A 17,398-nucleotide genomic window follows, 5' to 3' on the forward strand; every position below is an offset into this window, starting at 1 on the left:
CCTCTCAACGCGGGATGAGCAGGGCGGCGTCGGCCTCGTCCGCGCAGGCGCGCAGAGCCTTGGCGGGAGTGCTCCGGCCGAGAAGTACGGAGACGATGGCTCGTCCGAGAGCCTGCGATATCTGTGGGTAGGCCGGGTGTACGGGACGTACGCGCGCCGAATCCAGAGCCTTGGTGAACACCCGCAGCCCGGTGGCGCCTGCCTCCTGCGCCTGCCACGCGGGCAGTGCCTGTGTGCTCCGGCTCAGCGGCAGGCTGCCGGCCCGGACGTCCCAGCGCACGTCCTGCGTGGGCTCCGACAGCCAGGCCACGAAGGCACGCGCCGCTCGCACGCGTGCCGCACCGTTGTCGAACACGGTCCAGGTGTCGGGCCCCGATATGGTCACAGGCCTGCCGCTGTAGCTGGGCAGCGGCACGACGTGGTAATCGATCTCCGCCTGCCGGATGTCGGGCAGTTGCCACGGTCCGGTCACTGCCATGCCCATCCGGCCGGACATGAAGACCTGGTACATCTGCTCGCTACCCGGCTTGGGATCCACATAGACGCTCTTGTTCCTCGCGAGCGCCGCCACCGTCTCCAGCGCCCGCACACCGACGTCCGCGAACCCGATCCGATTGCCGTCCTCGTTGACGACATCGCCCCCCAGGTCCCACACCATGGGCCACAGTCGCCACACCGTGTCCTCGTCGCCCACACCCGGCCAGCCGGTGCCGAATGTTCCACGCCCACCGGCGGTCAGCTTCGCGGCCGTTGCCACGAACTCGTCCCAGGTCCAGCCCGCACGCGGCAGTGACAGGCCGATGTCGGCGAAGAGCTTCTTGTTGCAGACGACAGCGAGTGCGTCGAGCAGGGCGGGAGCCGCCCTCACCCGTCCGTTGAGCGTGACGGCCTCGCGCGCGGGATGCCAGAAGTCTTTCCAGCGGACTGAACCCACCGTGTCGGTCAGATCCACCACCGACGGGCTGCGCGCGACACTGGCCAGGTCCGAGCCGAAGACATAGGCGACATCGGGGAAGGACCCGGAGGCCAGCGCCGCTGTGATCTTCTGGAGCATCGCGTCCGACAGCACGCCCCCACCGGCATCCACACGGATATCGGGATGGGTGCGGTTGAAGTCCGCGACCAGCTCCTCGATCGCCGCACGGCCTGTGTCCGTCTGCCCGTGCCAGAGCTCGACGACCACCCGCCCGTCGGCTCCGATGCCGTGGTCGCCACCGCTGCCGCAGCCGGACAGGGCAGCCGTGGCACCGAGAGCCAGGCCCGTGCCGCGCCGCAGGGCTGTACGACGCGTGAGTCCGGTCGTCATGCCGGAATTGCGATGTGCTTCTGCCATCTGGGCTCCCATGGGAATGCGCGGTGCGGCACGGGATGTCACGCCGGGGTTCGCGGCACGGCGGTGGTGTGCGGGAGTGGCTACCGGGAGGCGCGGCGCACGGCAGGGGCGTGCGGAACGCGTAGGGAGGTGGCTCCGTGCGGGGAGAAGGGGGGAAGGCGCACTCCCCACACGGAGCCTGAGTGACCGAGCCGCGCCGGGCAGGCCGGTCGACCGGCCCCCGGAGCGGGCTCAGCAGGTCTTTCGGACGTAACCGCTGTCGCCCGGGGCGCTGACGTCGACGTCGCGCAGAACGACACTGAGCCGGCTGCCGAAATCGGCACAGGTCGCCTTGAAGGCCGACTCCTTGTACTCGATCACGATGACGTTGTCACCGAATCCGTCGGTGTAGTCACCGCACTCGTCCCACTCACCGCACTCCTCGGCGACGGCGAAATCCAGGCCCGTCTCGTCGCGAGCGAGGGAGAAGTCCGCCGTGTTCTTCTGCGCGATCGCGAGACCCTGCTGGTGGGCGTGGTCGGCCAGCATCCTGACGAACGTCTTCGCGTTCGCCTCGCTGATCAGATCGGTCCGGGTGAAGGTGTCGAGATTGTCCGGCTCGACGGCTTCGAAGCCCTTGGTCGCACACGTGTCGATCCAGGAGTTCACCTTGGCGGCGATGCGCTGTCGCTTGGCGTCGCTCCGGATGTCGAGAATCGCCTCGCCCCAGCCGTCGTCGTAGACGATGTCACCGGCGGCGTCCCGCAGCAGCAGGTCACCCCACTCGCTCTCGGCTCCCGGCTGAGCCTGGAAGGCGTTGACGTAGCAGATGTTGTACAGGCCCGCCGCGGGCGAGGCGCTGTGGTCACGGCTCACGACCTCCACCCCGGCGGGAGGTGTGTACGGCTCGCCGATCTGGTAGTCGAAGTCGGCGTGTGCCGGCGGAAGGCTCACCGCCTGGGCAGCGCCGTTCGCGGTGGAGGAGATGAACAGCGGGGTGATCAGTGCCGCTGCCACAGCAGCTGCCACATGAACCCGTCCATGCGTCCGGACGCGGTTGATGAGGGACATCTTGAGCTCCCGAAGGTGGGGGATACGTCCCCGCCTCGGACCACGCCGACTGCGCGGGTCCTGGCGACTCAGTCCGGACTTACGGTGCGTGGACCGTGATACCGGTTGGGCGTACCTCTGGCGCCGAGTGCTCAACTCCGGCGTTGGATGGAGTAAAGCGAGCGAGGTTCGGCATGTCAACAGGTCGCAACCGAGCACGCTGCTCGGACAGGTGGTGCACGGGAGGGCGGCCACGCCGTGTCGTACAAGAGACCGGAGGCTCGACGTGCCGCGCATCGAACTGCCCCCCAACTCCGCGCCTGTCCGGCCCCGCTGGGTCCCGGGGCCCACCTCCCGGGACCGGACCAGGTCGCCACAAGGCCTCGCCGATCGGGAAAGCACGAACCTGAGACCTTCTCCTGGCCATGCCGTTCGTAACCGTGCCGCTCCGCGGGCAAGGGGCAGCAAGGGAGCCGCACGGGCGATCGCCTGGGCCGGGAGGGGCGCTCAGGCGTGCCTTGGGGTGGGTGATGTCGAGGAAGTGTGTGCGGCGGATGGCATGTGATCTTCTTATATGAAGTGGGTGTTAGCCTGCCTGCGGTCATGATCGAACGCATACGGGGGAGGCGCGGTGGGCTTCGACGGCTACCAGGCCAAGGCAGGTATGACCGGCCAGGCCCTGCAACTCGACGACGCCGGTACGGATATGGACGGCGTGAGCTCGGCCGTCAGGTCCCGCACAAGTTACTCGTACGACGATGCCGGCGGCGATGACGCCGCGTCGGCGCTCAACGCGTTCGTCAAGGCGTGGGAAGCGGAGGCCAAGACACTGGCCTCGGCGTTGCACGAGCTCGGCGGCAAGGTGCAGCTGGCCAAGAAGGCCTACGGCGGTACCGACGGTCTGGTGAGGACAAGCGTGTCCGGTGTCTCCGTCGATGACGCGAGCCGTCCCACCGTCGCACCGACGCAGGGCGGGCGCAGCTCGGTCCTGTCGAGCTACTGAGGAGTGCGCCGGTGTCGTTCTTCCCCTCTCCCTTCGACTCCCCTTCCATCCGCCTCGCGTGGCTCGCCGGGCTGTCCAAGAAGCTGCTCGGTGCCGGGAGCAAGAACGAGGTTCTCGACCTGATAGACGACGCCCTCTCGGTGCCCGCACCGGGCGGGGACCCAGGCGCCCTCGAGAGCCTGGCAACCCTCTACCGAGGCCAGGTCGGCAACGTCGGCACCGTCTTCGACCAGGTCGACCGGGTGGGCCGCAAAGGCCTTCCGGAGGTATGGGTCGGAGACACGAGCGTCCTCGCCTCCGACGCGGTGAAGGCCGCCGGGCGCGCCGTGACCCAGATGAGCGAGGCGTTCCATGAAGGCGCCTCGGTGCTGCTGACGCTGGCCGACGCGATCGGCGCCGCGCAGCGCCAGGACGAGCGGGGCCGTGGACAGCTGGTGGAGCAGAAGAACGCCCTCGGTGGCAGGGACGGCTTCTTCGACGACATGCACGAGAACGACGAAGAGGAGTGGGACCGTGCGAACGCCGCCCACTACAGCTCCTACGCGGTCGATCTGATGCACACCGCCGTCTCCGACGCGCAGGAGGCCACCCGCGTCGCGGCCCGGGACCTGAACAAGCTGGCCGCGGAGGCGCGGGCCGGGAAGATGGGCACCAGCGAACTGACAGCCGTCGACAAGTTGATGCTCGCCGACACCGGCGTCGCGGGCGCCGACGCCGAGCTGAACGAGATCCTCACGGCCGCCGAGCTGGAGCGCACGTCGGCGCGTATGGACCTGCTGAGCCTCGACGACGAGATGGCCATGGAGCGGATGCTCGCGAAGTCGGAGACCCCCCAGGAGCGGGCCTACCTGATGAAGGCCCTGGCGGCCGGCCACAGCGTCGCCGAGATCGGCACCTTCCAGGACAAGATCCACGGTAAGGACCCCGACTGGATGCGCCGGCACCTCACTCCGGTGGTCACCGCCACGGACAGCATGAACGACGAGGGCCTGGCAGCGAACGGCTCGAACAACAACACGGACGACGTCACATTCGACGGGCAGCGGTGGATCCAGGGCGGCGACGGCTCCGAGGGCACCTGCGTGGCCTCGTCCACCGTCACGTCCCGCGCGATGGTCGACCCCCTGTACGCACTCGAACTCACCGGTGGTCCCGACGGGCAGGAGGACGATCCCGACGCCTTCAAGCAGCGCCTGGTGGCCGAACAGCACCGGCTGCACACCGAAGGCGAAGGCGGCGAGAACTGGGGCGGCATGGGGCCCGAGGGGCAGGAGCGGATCAACGACTCCGCCGTCGGCGGTGCCACCGGCAGTGACTACGAGCGCCAGGACCTGGACAGCGCCGCAGACCGCAGGGCGGTCCTCACCGAAGTCGAGAAGTCGGTGGCGCAGGGGCATCCGGTGCCGGTCGACGTCTCCGGCAAGGACGGCGCACACGCGATGACCATCATCGCCCAGGAGGGTGACATGCTCCAGGTGTACAACCCCTGGGGTTCGACCACCTGGGTCAGCGAGGACGACTTCATCAACGGCCACATGGGCAAGGCTTCCGACAGTGATCTCCCTAATGCGTACAGCGTCTATCTTCCGCGGTAGCAGAGGCGGTGCCGCGATCGCGGCGGCCGCGCTCCTCGCTCTCGCCACGGGCTGCGGCTCGGGCGCCGACGAACCGGCCGGCGGCTCCACGAGTGCCTCGAACCGCCCCACGGGCTACACGGCGAAGGACACCGACATCACGGCCGAGCCGGGCGAGCGCTTCACGCTCACCGTCGACCAGAACGTCTCCACCCGCGAGTACTGGTACCTGGTCGACCCCCAGCCCGACAGCTCGGTGCTCGTCAGCCACGGCCGGGACCACGCGTCGGACTCCGGCGACGAGCCGGTGGCCGGTGCCGGCAGCCGGCTCGCCTTCACCTTCGAGGCCAAGGGCAAGGGGACCACCCACTTCACGCTGCTGCACTGCACCTTCACCACGTGCCAGGGCAACACCTCCGAGCTGCCCCCCGAGACGACCGGGCCCTCCGCCACCCCGACCACGGGGGCGACCTCCCCCTCCCAGGCTCCCGAGCGCATCACCTACACCGTCACCGTCGACTGAACCGCAGCGAACCGGTCAGCGAAGACGAGATACCCGAGGCCCCGCCATGAACGAAGCCCCGCACCCGCCGGACCGCACGGACGACGAGCTGGCCCTGCTCGACATCACCGTCCTGCTGCGTTACGGCCTCACCGCCGATCCCGGCCCCCGGCGCACCGCTCTGTTCGGCGACGGCGCCGCGGCCGCGGCCGTCGTCCTCGACCGCCTCGGCACCGAGCCGCGCTCGGTCGCCTTCCTCGCCGACACCGTGCGCGCCGGTGGGCTCGCCCACGCCGCGGAGCTGCCCGAGCCCCTGCCCGGCCGGGAGGCGGCTGTTCTCGTAAGGGAGTGGCTGCTGGCCGGCACCGGACTCGTGGGCGGGATCGCGGCCGACGACACCGCGGCAACGTGGCTGCGCGCTGTCGCGACCATCATCGAAATGAAGCAGCTGACCCGGGCGCGGGGCCGGAAGACGTGAGCTGAGCGGTCGATCCTCAGCGTGGGTCCGGTGGTCCCTGCGCCACGCCGGAGCCTCACTCCTTGGCGATGGACGAGGGCGGCGGCGCCAAGGTTCAGGCCGGCGAAGAGTTCGTCCTCCAGCCCGATTCCAACGCGGGCGGAGACGCCCAGCTAGTTGCAAGCGCTGGCTGGAGTGGTTGGAGACCCCGTCCTTGGAGGTCATGGTTCATGAACGGAGTCCCCAGCCACCTTTTCCGGTTACCCCGGACAACTTGGCCGAGGGCCAGTTCTCCCGCAGGTCTCTCGGGGAGACGGCCGGGAAGTGCGGGTGCAACGGCGTCGGACTAGAAGTAGTGCTTACGCCCGCCGACCTTGCGCCCGCTTGCACCCAGGAGCCACAGGATGGCGCCCACCACGACGAGGACACCACCGATGGTCGTCAGCAAAGACATGCCGACCAGCAGGCCGATTATGAGCAGAATGGCACCGAGCAGAATCATGGCAGTTCCTATCGTCGAGGTGTGTGGGCGTGTACGAACATCCACTTCGCAGCGGTCTCGTCGCGCCCGACCGGTACGGCCTGGCTGACTTCGATCGACAGCGGGTGGGTGTCTTGCTGCGCTCATCCTGGTGCCCCGCGACATCACGTTCATGCACACATCACGGTCACAACGAGATCCGTGAGCTTCACGATCGCCCCGAGGAGCAGACAGGGCGTTGAGATGGACACGGCGGGTCCCGCCGCACATGCCCGGGACCCGCCGCGCGCGACGAGGGCTAGACGTACGGGATCTTCACGACCGCCGCGTCCGTGCCGGTCTGCACCTGGGACGTGCCGTTGCCCAGCGCGTTCCAGATCTCCAGGCGGACCGTTCCGCCCCTGAGGTCGCCCAGGTTTCCGGTCACCGCTGCGGTGCCGGCGGCCTGGGTGTACTCCTCCCATCCCGTGACCGGGTCGGTCGCGAAGTAGCGGAAGGTCTCGGTCCGGTCGAACGTGCCGTCGCCGGTGAGGTCGTAACTGACCCTGACCTGCGGGGCGAGCCCGACCCTCGTACCCGCGTCGACCCGGAGGCGGAACGCGGTGGACGCACCCGCCGCGAGTGTCCCGTCGACCTTCTTGACCTCGTAGACCGTCGGCTTGTACGGCGTACCGTCCCGGTTGACGCCGTCCGCCGAGGCCAGCGTGTCGGCTCCCGCCGCGCCGTCCGTGGCGGTGGTGAGGGTTCCGCCTGACTTCAGCCGGAAGGTGTTGCCCGTGGACGGGCCCGGCTCCTCGGGATCCGGATCGGGGTCCCCGCCACCGGTGCCCGTGCCGGTGGCCGTGGAACGGGCCGGAACCGAGAGGGTGGCGCCGTCGGAGAAGGTGACTGTGCGGGCGGTGGAACCGTGGTTGTGGGCGCTGTACGTACGGACGCCGTTCTTGGCGAAGACCGCCGACGTCGGGATGTCCCCACTGACGGTCGGATCGGGCGCGCCCAGGCTGTCGAGCGTGGTGATCCAGTGGTAGGTGTGCGCCTTGGACTCACCCTGCTCCGGGGTGTAACCCGCGTTCCCCGCGTCCCACTTGGCCTTGGCCGCCGCGGGATCGGCCAGCGACTCGAACTCCCACAGGAGGTCCCGCCACTCGACGGCGGGACCGCTGTTCTCCCGCTCCATCTCGGCGATGTTCCGCTTGATGGCTGCCTTCTCGCGGGCCAGGTGCAGAGAACCACCGGTGACGGGGAGGACGTTGATGCCGTGGATCTCCTCCGGGTTCGCGGTCCACCAGGTGGAGTACGCGCCGCCGCTGCCCCACACCATGCCGACCGTGTCGTGCCCGAACGAGCCCGGGAAGACCTGCTGGTCGGCGTCGAACCAGTACTGCGTGATCGCTTCCGACTCGGTGGTCAGCAGGTAGCTGCCGAGGTCGCGCAGCCCGGTGTCACCCGTCGCCGCGCCCCACAGGACCAGCCCCGCGCTGAGGTTGACGGACTCCGAGGAGGACTCCTGGTTGTTGCCCGCCGCGAAGCCCTGGTGGCCGGAGGCCCAGCTGTGGCCCGCGTACACGTCGAAGCCACGCAGGAACGGGTACGCCGCATCCGTCCGGCTGGGGTTGGCGGCGTCCCGCACCAGGGTCTTGACCATGGTGCCCCAGGCGGAGTCGGCGGCCCACGCCTGGTCGTACTGGGCAACGATCGCGGCCGCGTACACGTAGTAGCTGTAGTGGAAGTGGTGGTCGTTCAGCTCGGTGTCACTGCCGTACGAGGCCGGGTAGCCGGTGAGGGTCTTCCAGCTCTTGTCGTAGCTGAACTCGGCCGCGCCGCCTGCCGTGAACCATTCCTGGAGGCGGCCTTTCATCAGGCCGAGCAGCTTGTCCCGGATGCCGGTCTGGCCGACCTGGTCCGCGACGGGCACCAACTGGGCCAGTCGGCCGAGCGCCTTGCCGGTCCAGTACGTGTCGCCGGCCCCGGAGAACGGGTCGGAGGCGTTCGCCACCTCGTTCAGATAACCGGTCAGCCGCGCCTTGTCGACCCCGCTCGACGCGGGCAGGGCGGGCAGTACGCCCTGGTTCTTCTGGCTGGTGGTGAAGGACGCCGACTCCCGCACCTTCATGGTGCCGCGCGGGGAGACGTACGTGTACGGCGTGAGGGCGTCCGTGGTGTGCAGCCACTGGTGGCGGTACAGCGCCTGGAGCGTGCCGCGTTCGGTGCCCTCCTTCGCCTCCGTGGTCAGGCTGTAGGTCGCCTTGACCGCGCCGCCGGTGGACTCCCAGGCCACCTTGGATCCGGTGACGAAGCTGAAGGCGTACTTCCGGTAGGTCGCGAGCGCGTCCGTGGACGGCAGCACGGCGAGTGAGAAGTAGTCCTTGCCGCCGAGGCCCGCGGTGATCGTGGAACCGGAGACGGCCCAGTCGCTGCCGGTCGGGGCGAAAAGGGCGTAGTGGTGGCCGGAGACGGTGATGCCGAGGACGTTGCCGTTGTCCGCGAAGACCGTGGGGGTGCCGGCCGTGGTGATGCGGGCGTCACCGCCGGAGCCCTTGGCGTACACGAAGGGCATGCCGTGCCCGATGGTCGTGCGCAGGGTGCGGGTGCCGTCCGACCAGTAGGGGGTGACCGTCCAGTCGGACCAGTCGTCGGCCTTGGTGTCCGGGGAGTTCAGACCGTTGAGGCCGACCGTGAGGTCCGCCTTGTGCGCGTACTCGTACTGGCGGCCCTCGCCGACGACCACGGGCGTGGTCGGGTAGCCGACCTCCAGCCCGCCGGAGGTCGCCTGATAGGTCAGCGGGTGCCCGTACATCGGGGTGGAGTACGGGTTGTCGCCGTAGCGCTGGTAAGCGATGGAGGACCACCAGTCGTTGGTCGGGACCGGTTTGTCCTTGGCCGCCGCCGTGAGCTTGGGTGTGACCGGGGCGCCGGTGTTGGTGGTGGGGCCGGAGGCACCGGCTGGGCGGCTGTCGGTGTAGCTGCCGGAACCTGCGGGGATGGTGGCGGCTGCCGCAGGGGACGCGGCAGGTCCCAGACCCACAGCGGCCAGAGCGAGGGCCAGGACCGTCGCCGCTACGGGTCTGGAGAGGGAGGCTTGCATGGGCAGCACCTCGTCACGTGGGGACAGAGAGGGCTTGAGAGCGCTCTCATGTGTCACGGAACGTAAAACCTGTGAAACGTAAGTGTCAATAGCGCTGACGCACAGGGCGCTGGGCGTCGAGCAGGGGCGTCGTACGTTCGAGACTTGACCGGGGGAAGGAGCTCGGAGGCTCTCAGGGCACAGGTCGTGAGGGCGAGGGTTCCGGTACGTGCCACCCCTTCGATGAGGTGCGGGGGTGCGACGGCGACGAGTGGCGTGCACTTCGTTCCGTGAGGACCATGGGTACAGGGCTGCCGGTCCGTCTCGGCTGCATTGGCCCGGCCGGCACGCTTCGGAGCCGTGAGGAGCGTCGATGGCCGTTCTGCCGGGCGCGCTCGACGCGCTGCGTGAGCGCGCCGGCGTGCTGTTGTTCGAGCGGGTCGCCGGTCCGGACGGCCCCCGGAACAGGGACGCCATCCACAACACGCCTGGTCCCCGCTGGTTCCCGCCGGACAGCCCGGTACGCCGTGTTCACGGGGACAGCGCGATGTTCGTCGGCGGACTGTCCGCGCTGCTTCTGCAGTCGCTCCATCCCGTAGCCATGGCCGCCGTGTCGGCCCACTCAGGGTTCAGGGGCGACCCCTGGGGGCGGCTGCAGCGCACCAGTACTTTCCTGGCCACCACGACGTACGGCACGGCCGAGGACGCGCAGTCCGCCTGCGAGCGCGTCAAGGGCGTGCATGCGCGGATCCGGGGCGTCACCGACGAGGGCGTGCCGTACCGCGCCTCCGATCCCCACCTGCTGGAGTGGGTGCACGTGGCCGAGACCGAGAGCTTCCTCAGAGCGCACCAGAGGTTCGGGTCGCAGCCCCTGACGGAATCCGAATGCTCTCGGTACGTCGCGGAGACGGCCCGCATCGCCGAGGCACTGGGTGTCATCTCCCCGCCTCGATCGACCCAGGCTCTGCGCGCACGCCTGGAGGAGTACCGAGCGGAGCTGCGCTGTACGCCGCAGGCGCGGGAGACCACTCGGTATTTGCTGCTGCGGCCACCGATACCTGTTCTCGCGCTGCCGTTCTACGCAGCCCTGGCGGCCAACGCTGTCGCCGTCCTGCCCCGCTGGGCGACCGACGAACTGGGCCTACCGCGTTGGGGGCCGGGGGAGCGATGGGTGCTGATGCCGGCGGGGCGGGCAGCCACAGGACTGATCGGATGGGCGATGCGCGGGCTCGAGGACGCAAAACGTCCTGACTGACTCGGAGCCGCCTCCGCGCGCGCCGGCTCCGGTACCGACCCGTCCGCGTTCCGGCCCGGGTGATGCGGGTGCCACCGGTCGGGGCTTTCCCGTACGTGCGCACTGCCCGCTCGCCCTCACCGGGCCGGGATGTGTGGCGCCGCGAACCGATGCCCAGCCATGCCGAGGCGTTCGTACGTGGCTATGGCCGGCACGTTGTCGGTGGGCACCACGAGCGCGGGCGCGGCGATAGCAGTTGACCAGGGCGTCCTGGACGAAGCCGGAAACCCCAGGGCGAGGCCGAAGAATGACCGGGCCTTGGCCCGCACCGCCTGACGGGAGGACTCCGGAGGTACGTCCGGCGGTGCGGGCCGGCGCGGACGGGTGCGGGCGTTCTGGTTGCGAGCCGGGGCGGCGTGTGTTCGTCAGGGTGTCTGTCGGCGCGGGTCGTCCGCCAGGCTGTCGTGTGCTGTGCCGGCGGGGTCAGTGTGTGAGAGCGCGGCGAGGAGCCGCAGTTTCTCGTCGCTGTCGCTGTTCTTGTCGGGGTAGTAGACGACCAGGATGACGTCGTCGATGGGGAGTTTGTCGCGGTGGAGGCGTAGTTCACCGACGGCGGGGTGGTGGACCGTGGTCGTGCCTCCGTCGAGACCGCGGACGTCGTGCCTGGCCCACAGGGTCCGGAACCGCTGGCTGGACAGTGCGAGTTCTCCGACGAGTTCGACGAACCGGGGGTCGTCGGTGTCGTCCCCGATGGTGGTGCGAAGGGCTGCGACGAAATCGGCGGTGGCCTTGGCCCAGTCCTGCTGGAAGGCCTGTTCCTCAGGATCGAGGAGGAGGGAACGAAGCCGGTTCAGACCGGGCCGCAGGCGGGGGGAGAGGGCGACCGCCATGGCGTTGGAGGCCAGGACGTCGAAGGCGCGCCCTTCGACGAACGCGGGGATCTGAAGGTGCGCGAGCAGCTCGTGCACTCGCGCCGGTACGTGCTCGGGCCGCTTGCGGCGCGGTGTCCTGGGGCGCGTCGCCGTCAGGCCGAGCAGATACGCCTGCTCGATGTCGTCGAGCTGCAGGACGCGCGCGAGTGATTCGAGGACTTGTGGTGAGGGGTTCCTGTCTCGGCCCCGTTCCAGGCGCAGGTAGTAGTCGGGGCTGATTCCGGCGAGCAGGGCGACTTCCTCACGGCGCAACCCTGGCACACGGCGGTTGCCGCCGGGCGGGATCCCTGCCTGCGCCGGGGAGACCAGCTCACGCCGGGCTCGCAGATAGCTGCCGAGCCGGTTGCCGGTTTCCTCATCCTTCATGACCTCCACCGTAGTGCGGTGTGCGGGGCCGAGAGGGGGCCCTGGCAGGACCAGGGAAGACGGGGGCTCTGCCTCAGCCGGGGAGTGCCGCCGAGACTGCAGGAGAACTGTTTCGAATGGGACAGCGAACATCACTGTCTGCGCCGCTGGGCTGAATGCCGTCGGCGCCTTGGATCGAAGGGGAAGACCTCATGGATCTCTGCAACCGCACCGTTCTCATCGTCGGCGGGACCTCGGGCATCGGGCGAGAACTGGCCCGCCGGTTCGCCGCCGCGGGCAGCACCGTGGCCGTCGGCGGCCGCAGCCCGGAGGCACTCGCGGAACTCGCTGAAGAAGGCTTCGGCACGATAGACATCGACGTCACCGACAGTGTCTCCGTCGTGTCCGCTCGTGACGCCGTGCTCGCCCGGTACCCCGAGCTGGACACCGTCGTGACCATGTCGGGGGTCATGCTCCTGGAGGACCTGCGCGACCCCGCGCACTTCGAGGCGGCAGCAACGACGATCGACACCAACCTGCTCGGCACCCTCCGGGTCGTCGACGCGTTCACCCCGCACCTGCTTCGGCGGGGTGAAGGCACTTTCATCACCGTCACCTCCGGGATCGCCTTCCTGCCGTTCCCGCCCATGCCCAGCTACGCCGCCTCGAAGGCCGCGGTGCACGCCTACTCGGACGCACTGCGTGCGCAGCTCGACGGCACCGGGGTCGGCGTCGTCGAGCTCGTCCCCCCGGCCGTCGCCACGGCAGGGCAGGAGAAGGTGAACCCGCACGCGCTGCCGCTCGACGACTTCGCCACCGAGGTCATGCACCTGCTCTCGCAGGAGCCCACCCCCCACGAGATCCTCGTGAAGGGCGTTCTCATGCACCGTTGGGCAGAGCGCGACGGCACCTATGCCGACCTGGTCGCACAGCGCTCCCGGGCCCTGGCCATGCTTCCCAGCCGCCAAAGCTGACGCCCTTTCCCTTGATCGGCGGACTCCGCGCTCATCGCGCCCTCCGGGCGGACAAGAACGGCCGCGCGTCCTGGATGCGAACCCCGCCACTCGGACGGCCCCGCCAGCGCGGCCCGCGTCGTCGCAGGCAGCGGCTGTTCCTCCGGGGCGCGGAGGCCTCGGCAGGAGCGATGTCGACGCACTCGTCAAACGCATGGAGGTCATACTCCAGCGCGCTGCCGACGCGGATGCCCTCTCCCTCTGCACCGGAGGTCTGGCGGCTCTCACCACTACAAGATCCGGACTGCCGGCAGTGCGGCAACGGTCTCCACGCCGAGTGCGCCCGACCGCAAAGGCGCAGAGCTCTACCTGCCCAACCGCGGCCTTCCGCAACACGCTTCAGGCATGTATTCGCCTTGGTGGATTCCTGTTGGCATGAGGGCGGACGAACTCGTGCCCTGGCGGGGACGGTTGGAGGAATTGCCGGGGGAGGTGTTCGCGCCGTGACCGCCCACACCGACTCCGCCGTGCCGCACCAGCCGAACTACGGCGAGCTCCGGCCGCGTCCGCTACCCCGCGACCGACCTCGGGCGGTCAGCCTGCGCGAACACGTTAGTGGACCGCTGCGTCAGGGGAGTAGCGGATCATGACGAGTACAGATCATGCAGCGAACGGCCACAGCAAGCCCCCAGGGACAGCACCAGGCTCGTCGGCCCGTCAGCTGGCCGCTGCCTCCATCGGCAACGCAGCCGAATGGTACGACTGGTACGCGTACTCTTTTCTCGCCGTCTACATCGCTGACCAGGTTTTTCCCAAAAGTGCCAGCAACTCCCTGGTCCCTCTGCTTTCCACCTTCGCCGTCTTCGCTGTCGGCTTCTTCATGCGGCCCATCGGCGGCCTTCTCATGGGAGCCGTCGCCGACCGCCATGGCCGACGCGCTGCCCTCACCGCGACTATTCTGCTGATGGGTGCCGGCAGCCTTCTCGTCGCCCTGACCCCCACTTATCACGCCGCCGGCGTCCTTGCTCCCGTCGTCCTCGTCATCGCACGGTTGGTCCAGGGGCTGTCGGTGGGCGGCGAGTTCGCCGCTTCGACGACTTTTCTCGTCGAGTCAGCCGGTCCTGGCAGGCGTGGGCTCTTCTCCAGCTTCCAGTACATTTCCACCACCATCGGCCAGCTCATCGCGTCCGGCGTCGCCGCTCTTCTCGTGCTTCTCCTCTCCAACGACCGGATGAACGACTGGGGCTGGCGCGTTCCTTTCCTGATCGGCGCGCTCTTCAGCCTCGTCGGCCTCTGGATCCGCCGAGGAGCGCAGGAGACCCGCACCGTGGAACAGCGGGCCGGTGCCCGCCCCGGTCTCTTCGAGGCCCTGCGGCGCCACCCCCGCGAGTCTCTCCTGATCTGCGGCATCACTGCGGGCGGCACCATCGCCTACTACACGTGGACGACTTACCTGCCCACCTTCGCCCAAGTGAACGCGGACTTCGACAAGGGGGATGCGCTTGTCGTCAGCACCATCTCCCTCGGCTTCTTCGCGCTGCTCCAGCCCTTGGGCGGCATGCTGTCCGACAGAATCGGCCGAAAGCCGCTCCTGCTCTTCTTCGCGATCGGCTTCGCGGCGCTCGTCGTCCCCCTGCTCGACTCGGTCACAGACACCTTCGTCTCCCTGCTTCTGGTGCAGTGCGCGGGCATGGTCTTGCTCACCGGCTACACCTCCGTGGCAGCGGCCGTGAACGCCGAGATCTTTCCCGCACGCGTACGGGCCGCGGGCATCGGGTTTCCCTACTCGCTGACGGTGGCACTGTTCGGCGGCACGGCTCCCTATGTCGGCACATGGTTCAAGGAAGCAGGCCAGGCCGGAGGGTTCCCCTGGTATGTGGCAGGGCTGTGCCTCGTCTCCGCCTGCTTCTACCTGGTCCTGCCCGAGACCGCGAAGGGACCGCTGAAGGGCTGACGGAGCACTGTCCGCCGGACTCCCGTCCGGCAGCCCAGGACGGGAGTCCATCCGGGCCTCGACCACTCCCTCGCCCGGGCAGGCTCGGCGGCGTCGTCACGCACTCGGGGTGACGATGATCACGAGTGCTCTTGAGTGGAGTGCTGCGTAGGCTCGTGAGGGTTGTCGGGGGTGGGGGCCAGGAGAGCGGGCGAGGCCCTCCACTGCTGCCTGATGATGCGTCGGGAAAGTCGGCAAGTGGTCAGCATGAGTCCTGAAAGACCTGGGGGACAGCTGCCTGGACTTGCGACTCGTTGTAGACTGTGAAAACAGCCCTTGACCTGCAAAAACGCAGGCAGGGAGCCTATGTCCAGGAGTGCTTCGATGATACGAACGATGTTCAAGTCCAAGATCCACCGAGCCACCGTGACCCAGGCCGACCTGCACTACGTCGGCTCCGTCACCGTCGACGCCGACCTGATGGACGCCGCGGACCTGCTGCCCGGCGAGCTCGTGCACATCGTGGACATCGACAACGGCGCACGTCTGGAGACGTACGTCATCGAGGGCGAGCGCGGCTCCGGCGTCATCGGGATCAACGGTGCCGCCGCCCACCTCGTGCACCCCGGTGACCTGGTCATCCTCATCAGCTACGCCCAGGTCGACGACGCCGAGGCCCGCGCCCTCGTGCCGAGCGTCGTGCACGTGGACGCGGGGAACCGCATCGTCGCCCTGGGCGCCGACGCCTCCGCCCCAGTACCGGGTACGCGCACCGAGCGCAGCCCGCAGGCCGTCGTCCCCGCCGGGGGCTGAGCCGTTCGTGGACTCTCCCGGCCGGGCCCTGAGGCCGGCCGGGGGACGTCCCGGGCCAGGAGTCACGGTGCGTACGTGTGGACTCGGCAGGCGAGGGAAGCTGCACGGGGAGACGGTGGAGAAGAGATCCACTCGTCCCGTTCGTCGCACTTGGAGGACCGAGATGACGCACCCCAGTCCCGACCCCGTGCCGCCCGCGCCGACACCCCCGCCCGTGCCGGGGCCGCCGACGCCGGTGCCCTCCCCGCCACCCGTGCCGCCGGGCCCCGTGCCGCCCGGGCCCGCGCCCGACCCGATTCCGCAGCCGCCGAGCCCGAACCCCGATCCGGTGCCCGAGCCGGAGCCCTCGCCCCAGCCGGCGGGATGAGCCGGGACTTCTAGGGCTTCTCGCGGAGTTCCGTCAGCGCGTCCGCGTGGCGCAGCCCGCTCTCCGCCGCCACCGAGTCGAGCGACTGCGCCTCGCGCACCGGGGCGAAGCGCAGGCTGCCTGACTCCCCGGCGAAGCCGTACACGGCCGGCCGGGGCAGGCTGTTGTAGGCCCACGGAGTGGAGAAGTAGTACGCCCCGGTGTCGTAGAGGGCGACGAAGTCGCCTTCCCGTAGCTCGGGCAGCTCGCGGCCGTGGGCCACGACGTCTCCGGCGAAGCAGCAGGGCCCGGCGATGTCCTGGACCATCGGTGGCCCGTTCCGGGGGCGGCCCTCCCCGTCGAAAGCGCCGACCCTGAGCGGCCAGGCGTCGGGCATGAAGACGGTGCGGGTGGCGACCTGAGCCCCCGCGTGGGTGAGCGCGATGCGGCGGCCCCCCGCGTCCTTCGTGTATTCCACACGCGCCCCGATGAAGCCGTTCTTGGCCAGCAGGGACCTGCCGAATTCGGTGACCAGGTCGTAGTGCCCGTCGAAGATGGCCGGGACCGCGGCCCGGAGTGCCGCCACGTACTCCGCGAAGGCGGGGCGGGTCTCCTCGTCGTCGAAGTTGACCGGCAGCCCTCCGCCGATGTCGATCCCGGTGACCTGGCGCGTGCCCAGCGCCTCGTTGATCTCCTCGGCGAGGTGATACGTCTCGGCGATGCCGGCGGCGATGAGCTCCAGCGGGCAGCCCTGCGAGCCGACGTGGGCGTGCAGCCGGGTCAGCCAGGGATGCTCCGCGAAGGTCCGGACGACCCGCTCACGGGCGCCGGGGTCCCGCAGGGCCACCCCGAACTTCGAGGTGGCCCTCGCCGTGCTCATGGCACCGATCGAGCCGCCTCCCACCTGCGGGTTCACCCGGAGCCCCAGGACGGACGCCGACCCGGGGGAGCGGAGCTCCTCGATCCGGCGGATCTCGCCGAAGTTGTCAGCGTTCACGGCGATACCGAGCGCCAGCGCCAGCCGGAGCTCGTCGCGGGTCTTGGCGGGTGAGTCCAGGACGATCCGGGCCGGGGCGAAACCGGCCTCGATCGCGAGCCTCAGTTCGCCCGGGCCCGACACCTCGCAGCCCATGCCGCAGCCTGCGAGCAGCCGCAGCACCGGGATCAGCGACGCGGCCTTCGCGGCGAAGGTGTGCTGGACCCGTACGCCCGGCTCGGCGGCGAAGGCCTCCCGCAGCGCGTCTACGGAGTCGAGTATCCCGTCCGCGTCGAGGAACCCCGCGAGGGGCCGCTCCTCGCCGAGCAGCCCTTCCGCCACCGCGAGGCGCAGCGCCTCCGCGAATCTGGCGGAGCGCGGCGCGGGGGAGGGCACGGTCACGGATTCCGGCGGTGGCGTACG

Annotated in this window: 14 protein-coding genes; 8 read left to right on the top strand and 6 right to left on the bottom strand. The window is 69.5% G+C overall.

Annotation, left to right across the window (positions count from 1 at the left end; translation table 11 throughout):
* Nucleotides 1–4 precede the first annotated feature (4 nt).
* Both OG379_RS34825 and OG379_RS34830 read right to left on the bottom strand, forming a co-directional pair.
* The gene (locus OG379_RS34825; RefSeq protein WP_405667149.1) at nucleotides 5–1,306 is read right to left on the bottom strand and encodes an extracellular solute-binding protein; all 1,302 of its coding nucleotides are present in this window, start codon (nucleotides 1,304–1,306) and stop codon (nucleotides 5–7) included.
* Between the two features lie 258 nt (nucleotides 1,307–1,564).
* A complete protein-coding gene (locus OG379_RS34830) occupies nucleotides 1,565–2,383 on the bottom strand; it encodes an endo alpha-1,4 polygalactosaminidase (protein WP_405667150.1) in 819 nt (272 codons plus the stop codon).
* A gap of 610 nt (nucleotides 2,384–2,993) precedes the next feature.
* On the opposite strand from OG379_RS34830, the gene OG379_RS34835 reads away from it, so the two are divergent.
* From OG379_RS34835 to OG379_RS34850, 4 genes are read left to right on the top strand one after another with little or no spacing between them, the layout of a single operon-like run.
* Entirely contained in the window at nucleotides 2,994–3,365 is a 372-nt protein-coding gene (locus OG379_RS34835) for a hypothetical protein (protein ID WP_405667152.1), read from the top strand.
* Nucleotides 3,366–3,376: 11 nt separating this feature from the next.
* Nucleotides 3,377–4,960 carry a peptidoglycan-binding protein gene (locus tag OG379_RS34840; protein WP_405667154.1) on the top strand — a complete coding sequence of 528 codons (1,584 nt, stop codon included), beginning with the start codon at nucleotides 3,377–3,379 and terminating at the stop codon, nucleotides 4,958–4,960.
* Nucleotides 4,932–5,462: a protease inhibitor I42 family protein gene (locus OG379_RS34845; RefSeq protein ID WP_405667156.1), complete on the top strand. Its 531-nt coding sequence runs from the start codon at nucleotides 4,932–4,934 to the stop codon at nucleotides 5,460–5,462. Before OG379_RS34840 ends, OG379_RS34845 begins: the two co-directional genes overlap by 29 nt.
* Before the next feature lie 46 nt (nucleotides 5,463–5,508).
* Nucleotides 5,509–5,919 carry a hypothetical protein gene (locus tag OG379_RS34850; RefSeq protein ID WP_405667158.1) on the top strand — a complete coding sequence of 137 codons (411 nt, stop codon included), beginning with the start codon at nucleotides 5,509–5,511 and terminating at the stop codon, nucleotides 5,917–5,919.
* A 325-nt stretch (nucleotides 5,920–6,244) separates the two neighbouring features.
* Here OG379_RS34850 and OG379_RS34855 read toward each other — a convergent pair whose 3' ends face one another.
* Both OG379_RS34855 and OG379_RS34860 read right to left on the bottom strand, forming a co-directional pair.
* On the bottom strand, nucleotides 6,245–6,400 hold the full coding sequence (locus OG379_RS34855; protein ID WP_405667160.1) for a hypothetical protein: 156 nt from the start codon (nucleotides 6,398–6,400) through the stop codon (nucleotides 6,245–6,247).
* A 277-nt stretch (nucleotides 6,401–6,677) separates the two neighbouring features.
* Nucleotides 6,678–9,464: a glycosyl hydrolase gene (locus OG379_RS34860; protein ID WP_405667161.1), complete on the bottom strand. Its 2,787-nt coding sequence runs from the start codon at nucleotides 9,462–9,464 to the stop codon at nucleotides 6,678–6,680.
* A gap of 352 nt (nucleotides 9,465–9,816) precedes the next feature.
* Between OG379_RS34860 and OG379_RS34865 the strand changes: the two genes are divergently transcribed.
* Complete coding sequence (locus OG379_RS34865; RefSeq protein ID WP_405667163.1) at nucleotides 9,817–10,698, top strand: oxygenase MpaB family protein; 882 nt, start codon at nucleotides 9,817–9,819, stop codon at nucleotides 10,696–10,698.
* A 404-nt stretch (nucleotides 10,699–11,102) separates the two neighbouring features.
* Here OG379_RS34865 and OG379_RS34870 read toward each other — a convergent pair whose 3' ends face one another.
* Nucleotides 11,103–11,975: a helix-turn-helix domain-containing protein gene (locus OG379_RS34870; RefSeq protein ID WP_405667165.1), complete on the bottom strand. Its 873-nt coding sequence runs from the start codon at nucleotides 11,973–11,975 to the stop codon at nucleotides 11,103–11,105.
* Nucleotides 11,976–12,166: 191 nt separating this feature from the next.
* Between OG379_RS34870 and OG379_RS34875 the strand changes: the two genes are divergently transcribed.
* From OG379_RS34875 to panD, 3 genes are all read left to right on the top strand, one after another.
* Complete coding sequence (locus OG379_RS34875; protein WP_405667167.1) at nucleotides 12,167–12,928, top strand: SDR family oxidoreductase; 762 nt, start codon at nucleotides 12,167–12,169, stop codon at nucleotides 12,926–12,928.
* 625 nt (nucleotides 12,929–13,553) lie between these two features.
* Entirely contained in the window at nucleotides 13,554–14,861 is a 1,308-nt protein-coding gene (locus tag OG379_RS34880) for an MFS transporter (protein ID WP_405667168.1), read from the top strand.
* Between the two features lie 363 nt (nucleotides 14,862–15,224).
* The gene (gene panD, locus OG379_RS34885; RefSeq protein ID WP_405667169.1) at nucleotides 15,225–15,653 is read left to right on the top strand and encodes an aspartate 1-decarboxylase; all 429 of its coding nucleotides are present in this window, start codon (nucleotides 15,225–15,227) and stop codon (nucleotides 15,651–15,653) included.
* A gap of 377 nt (nucleotides 15,654–16,030) precedes the next feature.
* Here panD and OG379_RS34890 read toward each other — a convergent pair whose 3' ends face one another.
* Nucleotides 16,031–17,377 carry a diaminopimelate decarboxylase gene (locus OG379_RS34890; RefSeq protein ID WP_405667171.1) on the bottom strand — a complete coding sequence of 449 codons (1,347 nt, stop codon included), beginning with the start codon at nucleotides 17,375–17,377 and terminating at the stop codon, nucleotides 16,031–16,033.
* Nucleotides 17,378–17,398: the final 21 nt, after the last annotated feature.

The sequence above is a fragment of the Streptomyces sp. NBC_01166 genome, assembly GCF_045039765.1.
GTDB lineage: Bacteria > Actinomycetota > Actinomycetes > Streptomycetales > Streptomycetaceae > Streptomyces.

What these genes read in the sequence shown, in the direction of transcription:
- OG379_RS34825 (WP_405667149.1), bottom strand. Translation starts at nt 1,306, where the DNA reads ATGACGACCGGACTCACGCGTCGTACAGCCCTGCGGCGCGGCACGGGC.
- OG379_RS34830 (WP_405667150.1), bottom strand. Translation starts at nt 2,383, where the DNA reads ATGTCCCTCATCAACCGCGTCCGGACGCATGGACGGGTTCATGTGGCA.
- OG379_RS34845 (WP_405667156.1), top strand. Translation starts at nt 4,932, where the DNA reads ATGCGTACAGCGTCTATCTTCCGCGGTAGCAGAGGCGGTGCCGCGATC.
- OG379_RS34850 (WP_405667158.1), top strand. Translation starts at nt 5,509, where the DNA reads ATGAACGAAGCCCCGCACCCGCCGGACCGCACGGACGACGAGCTGGCC.
- OG379_RS34855 (WP_405667160.1), bottom strand. Translation starts at nt 6,400, where the DNA reads ATGATTCTGCTCGGTGCCATTCTGCTCATAATCGGCCTGCTGGTCGGC.
- OG379_RS34860 (WP_405667161.1), bottom strand. Translation starts at nt 9,464, where the DNA reads ATGCAAGCCTCCCTCTCCAGACCCGTAGCGGCGACGGTCCTGGCCCTC.
- OG379_RS34865 (WP_405667163.1), top strand. Translation starts at nt 9,817, where the DNA reads ATGGCCGTTCTGCCGGGCGCGCTCGACGCGCTGCGTGAGCGCGCCGGC.
- OG379_RS34870 (WP_405667165.1), bottom strand. Translation starts at nt 11,975, where the DNA reads ATGAAGGATGAGGAAACCGGCAACCGGCTCGGCAGCTATCTGCGAGCC.
- OG379_RS34875 (WP_405667167.1), top strand. Translation starts at nt 12,167, where the DNA reads ATGGATCTCTGCAACCGCACCGTTCTCATCGTCGGCGGGACCTCGGGC.
- OG379_RS34880 (WP_405667168.1), top strand. Translation starts at nt 13,554, where the DNA reads ATGACGAGTACAGATCATGCAGCGAACGGCCACAGCAAGCCCCCAGGG.
- panD (WP_405667169.1), top strand. Translation starts at nt 15,225, where the DNA reads ATGATACGAACGATGTTCAAGTCCAAGATCCACCGAGCCACCGTGACC.